The sequence below is a fragment of the Streptomyces ossamyceticus genome (assembly GCF_001418475.1).
GTDB classification, from domain to species: domain Bacteria; phylum Actinomycetota; class Actinomycetes; order Streptomycetales; family Streptomycetaceae; genus Streptomyces; species Streptomyces ossamyceticus.
On sequence record NZ_LIQX01000758.1, the window covers coordinates 1 to 6,042 of the forward strand.

Genomic DNA, 6,042 nt, shown 5'->3' on the forward strand with positions numbered 1-6,042 from the left:
CGGGCCGGGCGATGCGGGGTGCGTACAGGCGGCCGGCGCGCACGGCGATCTGAGGCTCACCGCAGGCCGCGGCCGCGGGCAGCGCGGACGCGGAAGCCGGGTCGTCGTCCAGGTCGACCAGCACGAACCGGCCCGGGTGTTCGCTCTGCGCCGAGCGGAACAGGCCCCACACCGGCGCCTCCCCCGGCTCGCACAGCCCGTCGTCCGCCGCGACGGCCCGCCGGGTGACGACAACCAGCCGGGTGTCGGCCAGACGGTCCTCGGCCAGCCACTCCCGCGCCAGCCGGGCGGCCCGGTGTGCGGCGGCCCGGGCGGCTTCGGCGGTCCCGTCCGGGGCGTTGGGGGCCCCGCTCGGGGTGTGGGCGGTCCCGTCCGGGACGTGGCCGGTCCCATCCGGAGCGCGGCCGGTCCCATCCGGAGCGCGGCCGGTCCCATCCGGAGCGCGGCCGGTCCCATCCGGAGCGCGGGCGGTCCCATCCGGGACATGGCCGGTCCCATCCGGAGCGCGGCCGGTCCCATCCGGGACATGGCCGGTCCCATCCAGAGCGCGGCCGGTCCCATCCGGGACATGGCCGGTCCCATCCGGAGCGTGGGCGGCCCAGTCCGGATCGGCCGGGGCGACCGGAGCGTGGCCGCATCGGGCGACCACCGTCTCGGGGAGCGTGGCCGAGGTGAGAAGGGAGGCGAGATCCGGGTGGCGGTCGGCGCCGGGCAGGGTGCCGGCGTCGAGGCCGGGCGGATCGCCGAGCAGGGCCCAGCGGCCGGCGGTCGCGCCGAGCGGCTGCCCGACGGGACGCCAGGCCAGCTCGTACGGCGTGGCCTCGTCGTACGGGTGGGCGGCCGACTCGGTGGGGGCGGGCAGGGGACGCGGGGTGAGCGCGCCGACGGTCGCGACCGCCCGCCCGGTGCTGTCGGTGATCAAGACGGTGACGGAGTCGCCGCCCGCGGGGCTGATCCGCGCGCGCAGCCGTCCGGCCGGTGTGCCGTACACGGTGACGTGGCGGTAGGCCGCGCCGTGCCATGCCCGGTCATCGTCCTTCCGGGCGAGGCGCACGGCGTGCGACACGCACTCCAGGAGGCCGGGGTGGAGCCCGAAGTCACCTGCCGTGACGCCGTCGGCGTCCGGGGCGACCCATTCGGCCCCTACCTCGGCGCCGCGCCGCCACACCGCACGCAGCCCCGCGAAGCCCGGCCCGCGGGCGACACCGGCCGCCGGGTCGTACCCGTCGTCGACGGCCCGTACGTCGACCGGCTCGGCGTCCACCGGCGGCCACTCCTCCGCTCCCCCGCCGTCGGTGGCGGGGGGCGCGGCGGCCAGGGTGCCCTCCGCGTGGCGCACCCATCCTCCGTCGGCGCCCGCCGGGCGGGTGTGCACGGTCACGGGGCGCCGGCCGTGCGCGCCGTTCTCCGGGCCGACCGTGACCTGCACGTCCAGCGCTCCGCGCCGGGGCAGGACCAGCGGTGCCGTGGGCAGCAGATGGGCGACCTGTCCGGCCCCGGTCTCGCGGGCCGCGACGACCACGAGGTCCAGCAGGACCGAGTCGGGAACGGAGACGTGGTCGTGGACCGTGCGATCGGCGAGCCACGGCTGGGCGGTGCGGGAGACACTGCCGGTCAGCAGGGTGTGCCCGGTGTCCGCGAGGGTGAGCGCCGAGCTGAGCAGCGGGTGGTCGAGCGGCACCGCGCCGGGGACGACGGTGGTCCGTGCCGCGGCGGGGGCGGCCCAGTAGCGACGGCGCTGGAAGGCGTAGGTCGGCAGGGTTCCGGGCGGAGCGGTCGGGTGTCCGGCGAAGACCGCGCCCCAGTCGGGGGCGTGGCCGCTCACGTGCAGCCGGGCGAGGGCGACAGCCGCGCTCCGCGCCTCCGGCTGATCCCGGCGCAGCACCGGCACGACGAGCGCTCCGGTCGCGCCCTCCGCAGTGGCTCCCTCGGTCCGGCCCGGTCCAGTCGGCTCCTCTGCCAGGGACTCCCGGACCATCGCGCTGAGCACACCGTCCGGCCCCAACTCCACGTAACGCGTGGCGCCCAGGGCCCGCAGCCGGCGGACGGCGGTGTGGAAGCGCACCGTGTCGCGGACGTGGCGGACCCAGTGGTCGGGTGAGCACAGCACGTCGGCCGTCGCCGGTTCTCCCGTGCGGTCGTCGAGGACGGAGAGGGTGGGCGGGTGGTAGGCGACGGAACGGGCGATCTCCTCGAAGGCGGGGAGCATCGGGTCCATCAGCGGTGAGTGGAAGGCGTGGGAGACGCGCAGCATGCGGGTACGGCGCCCGCGTCGCTCCCATCCCTGTGCCGTGCGGGTCACGGCCTCGGTGTCGCCGGAGATCACCACGGCGGTCGGGCCGTTGACGGCGGCGAGGCCGATCTCGTGTTCCCGACCTGCGAGTTCGGGCAGGATCTCCTCCTCGGTGGCCTCCACGGCCGCCATGGCACCGGTCGCGGGCAGCGCCTGCATCAGCCGGCCCCGAGCGGCGACGAGCCGGCAGGCGTCGGGCAGCGACAGCACACCGGCGGCATGGGCCGCAGCGAGGGCGCCGACCGAGTGTCCGAGCAGATGATCGGGAACGACCCCCCAGTCCTCCAGCTGGCGGAACAGGGCGACTTCGAGGGCGAACAGCGCGGGCTGGGCGTACTCCGTGCGGTCGAGCAACCGCGTCTCGTCGGCCAGCACCTTCGCCAAGGGCTGCTCCAGGTGCTCGTCGAGGTGGGCGGCGACCTCGTCCCACGCGTCCCGGAACACCGGCTGGACCGAAGCCAACTCCCTTCCCATGCCAAGTCGTTGGCTCCCCTGGCCGGTGAAGAGGAACACCGTGCGGCCTTCGGCGGCCGTCGCCCCGAACGCCGTGGCCGTCTCCGTGCCGGCGGCCAGGGCGTCCAGCCCGGCCAGCGCCTCCTCGCGGTCGGCGGCGACGACGGCGGCCCTGTGCGGCAGCAGGGCACGGGTCACGGCGAGCGCGTGACCGATCGCGCCGAGCGGGTGACCGGACCCGCTGGGCAGGTGACCGGACCCGCCAGACGGGTGACCGGACCCGCCGGACGGGTGACCGGACCCGCCAGACGGTTGACCGGACCCGCCGGACGGGTGAGCGATCCCTCCCGTCCCACCGTCGGCGCCCGACGTGGCCCGCCCCTGAGGAACTGCGGCCAGCCTCGCGCGCAGCCGCCCCGCCTGCGCCCGCAGCGCGCCCTCCGTCGCGGCGGACAGCACCAGGGGGACAGGGGCACCAGCAGCGGCCCCGGCGTCCACCCCGGCCCCGGCGGCGGCCCTGGCCTCAGATTCGGACCCGACCCCAACCCCGGCGGCGGCCCCGGCCCCGGCTGGCATCTCGTCAAGAGTCGGGGCCTCCTCCAGGACGACGTGCGCGTTCGTGCCGCTGATCCCGAACGACGACACCGCCGCCCGGCGCGGACGCCCCGTCTCCGGCCACGGCCGGGTCTCCGTCAGCAGTTCCACCGACCCCGCCGACCAGTCGACCTTCTTGGACGGCTCGTCGACATGCAGGGTGCGGGGCAGCCTCCCGTGCCGCAGCGCCAGCACGGTCTTGATGACACCGGCCACCCCGGCAGCCGCCTGGGCGTGCCCGATGTTCGACTTCAACGACCCGAGATACAGCGGGAGTTCGCGGTCCTGCCCGTAGGTGGCGAGCAGGGCGTGCGCCTCGATGGGGTCCCCGAGCCGGGTCCCCGTGCCGTGGGCCTCCACGGCGTCCACCTGTGCGGCCGGCAGTCCGGCCCGGGTGAGCGCGTCACGGATCACCCCTTGCTGGGCCGGTCCGTTCGGCGCGGTGAGCCCGTTGGACGCCCCGTCCTGGTTGACCGCCGAGCCGCGCAGTACGGCGAGGACCGTACGGCCGTGGCGGCGGGCGTCGGAGAGGCGTTCGACGACGAGGACGCCCACGCCCTCCGACCAGCCCGTGCCGTCGGCAGCCGCCGCGAACGCCTTGCAGCGGCCGTCCTCGGCGAGGCCGCCCTGCCGGGCGAACTCCTCGAACAGGCCGGGGGTGGCCATCACCGCCACGCCCGCGGCGAGCGCCATGGTGCACTCCCCCCGTCGCAGGGATTCGACGGCGAGGTGGAGGGCGACCAGCGAGGACGAGCAGGCCGTGTCCACGGTCACGGCCGGGCCCTCGCAGCCGAGGACGTAGGAGAGCCGGCCGGAGAGGACACCGGCGGTGTTCCCGGTGAGCAGGTGTCCGCGCAGTTCGTCGGGGGCCTCGTGGAGCCGGGGCCCGTACTCCTGGGACATGGCGCCGACGTAGACGCCGGTCCTGGTGGACCGCAGGGACGACGGGGCGACACCCGCGTGTTCCAGGGCCTCCCACGCCGACTCCAGCAGCAGCCGCTGCTGCGGGTCCATCGCCAGCGCCTCGCGCGGTGCGATGCCGAAGAGGTCGGCGTCGAAGTCGGCGGCGTCGGCGAGGAAGCCGCCCCGGTGACCGACGTCGTCCCAGCCCCGGTCGGCCGGCGGCGCGGAGATCGCGTCGACCCCGTCCAGCACGGCCCGCCACAGCTCCTCGGGGTCTCGGATGCCTCCGGGCAGCCGGCAGGCCATGCCGACGATCGCGATCGGCTCGTCCGCGGGAGTGGGCACGGCCGCGGCGGGCGTCGTCCCCGGGGTGGCGTCCGCCAGGTGCCGGGCGACCGCCGTGGGTGTGGGGTGGTCGAACAGCAGGGTGGTGGGCAGTCGCTCGCCGGTCGCCGCGCCCAGCCGGTTGCGCAGTTCGAGCGCGAGGTGGGAATCGAAGCCGAGGTCCTTGAAGGTCAGGTCGGGCGCGACGTCCGCCGCCGCCTCGTGCCCGAGGACCAGAGCCGCCTCGGCGCGCACGAGGTCGAGCAGCTCACGCGGGCTCCGTCGGCCGGCGGCGGTGGGGACGGCGGCCGTCGCCGGGGACGTGCCCGGCCCGGCCCCCGTGGCCGGCTGACCGGACGACGTGTCGGCGCCCCGGTCCTCCGTGGGCCGCGTCTCCTGCCCACCGGCCGGTGCCAGCCAGTGCCTGCGACGCTGGAAGGGGTAGGTCGGCAGGTCCAACTGCGGGCCGCGCGGCCGGTGTCCCGCGAAGGCGGGCCTCCAGTCCACGTCCGTCCCCGCGACGAAGGCCTGCGCCAGACCTGCCGCGAACTGTTCCGGGCCGCCGTGGTTGCGGCGCAGGGTGGGGACGACCACCGGCACGGCGCCCGTGTCCTCGACGGTCGCGGCCACGGCGGGGGTGAGCACCGGGTGCGGGCTGATCTCGATGAAGGTGTGGTGGCCCTCCTCGGCCAGGGCGGCGACGGCGGGGGCGAAGGCGACCGGCTCGCGCAGATTGCGGTACCAGTAGGTGCCGTCCAGGCGGGGGCCGTTCTCCCCGAGCACCACCTGTCCGCGCGCGACGGTGGAGTGCAGGGGCACACGGGCGGGCAGCGGGGTGATGTCCGCGAGCGTGTCGAGGAGTTCGGCGCGGACGTCCTCGACGTAGGAGGAGTGGGAGGCGTAGTCCACGGCGACGCGGCGGGCTCGGACGTCGTCGGCGGCGCAGGAGGCCAGCAGGTCCTCAAGGGCGTCGCGGTCACCGGACACGACGACGGCGTCGGGGCCGTTGACGGCGGCGAGTTCGACGCGCCCGTCGAGTGCCGCCAGCCGGGCCAGGGCGCGGTCCTCGGACTCGGGTACGGCCACCATGCCGCCCCGGCCCGAGAGCCGGCGGCCGATCAGTTCGGCCCGGCGCACGGCGATCCGCGCGCCGTCCGTCAGGGAGAGCACACCGGCCACGCAGGCCGCGGCGACCTCGCCCTGCGAGTGCCCGACGACAGCCGCTGGTTCGACGCCGTGGGCGCGCCAGACCTCGGCGAGGCTCACCATGACGGCCCACAGGACGGGCTGGAGCACATCGACCCGGTCGAGGTCCGGCGCTCCGGGGGCCTCGCGCAGCACGTCGGTCGGAGACCAGTCGACCCAGGCCGTCAGGGCCTCCTCGCAGCGCGCCCAGGCAGCGGCGAACTCCGCCTGACGGTCGAGGAGTTCCACGGCCATGCCGGCCCACTGTGTGCCCTGGCCGGGGAAGAGGA

Annotated in this window: 1 protein-coding gene; it reads right to left on the reverse strand. The window is 76.3% G+C overall.

What is annotated here, in order from left to right; all coding sequences use genetic code 11:
- The coding region (locus tag AOK15_RS38180; protein WP_420877027.1) for an acyltransferase domain-containing protein at nucleotides 1-6,001 on the reverse strand (6,001 nt) is incomplete at its 3' end.
- Nucleotides 6,002-6,042: the final 41 nt, after the last annotated feature.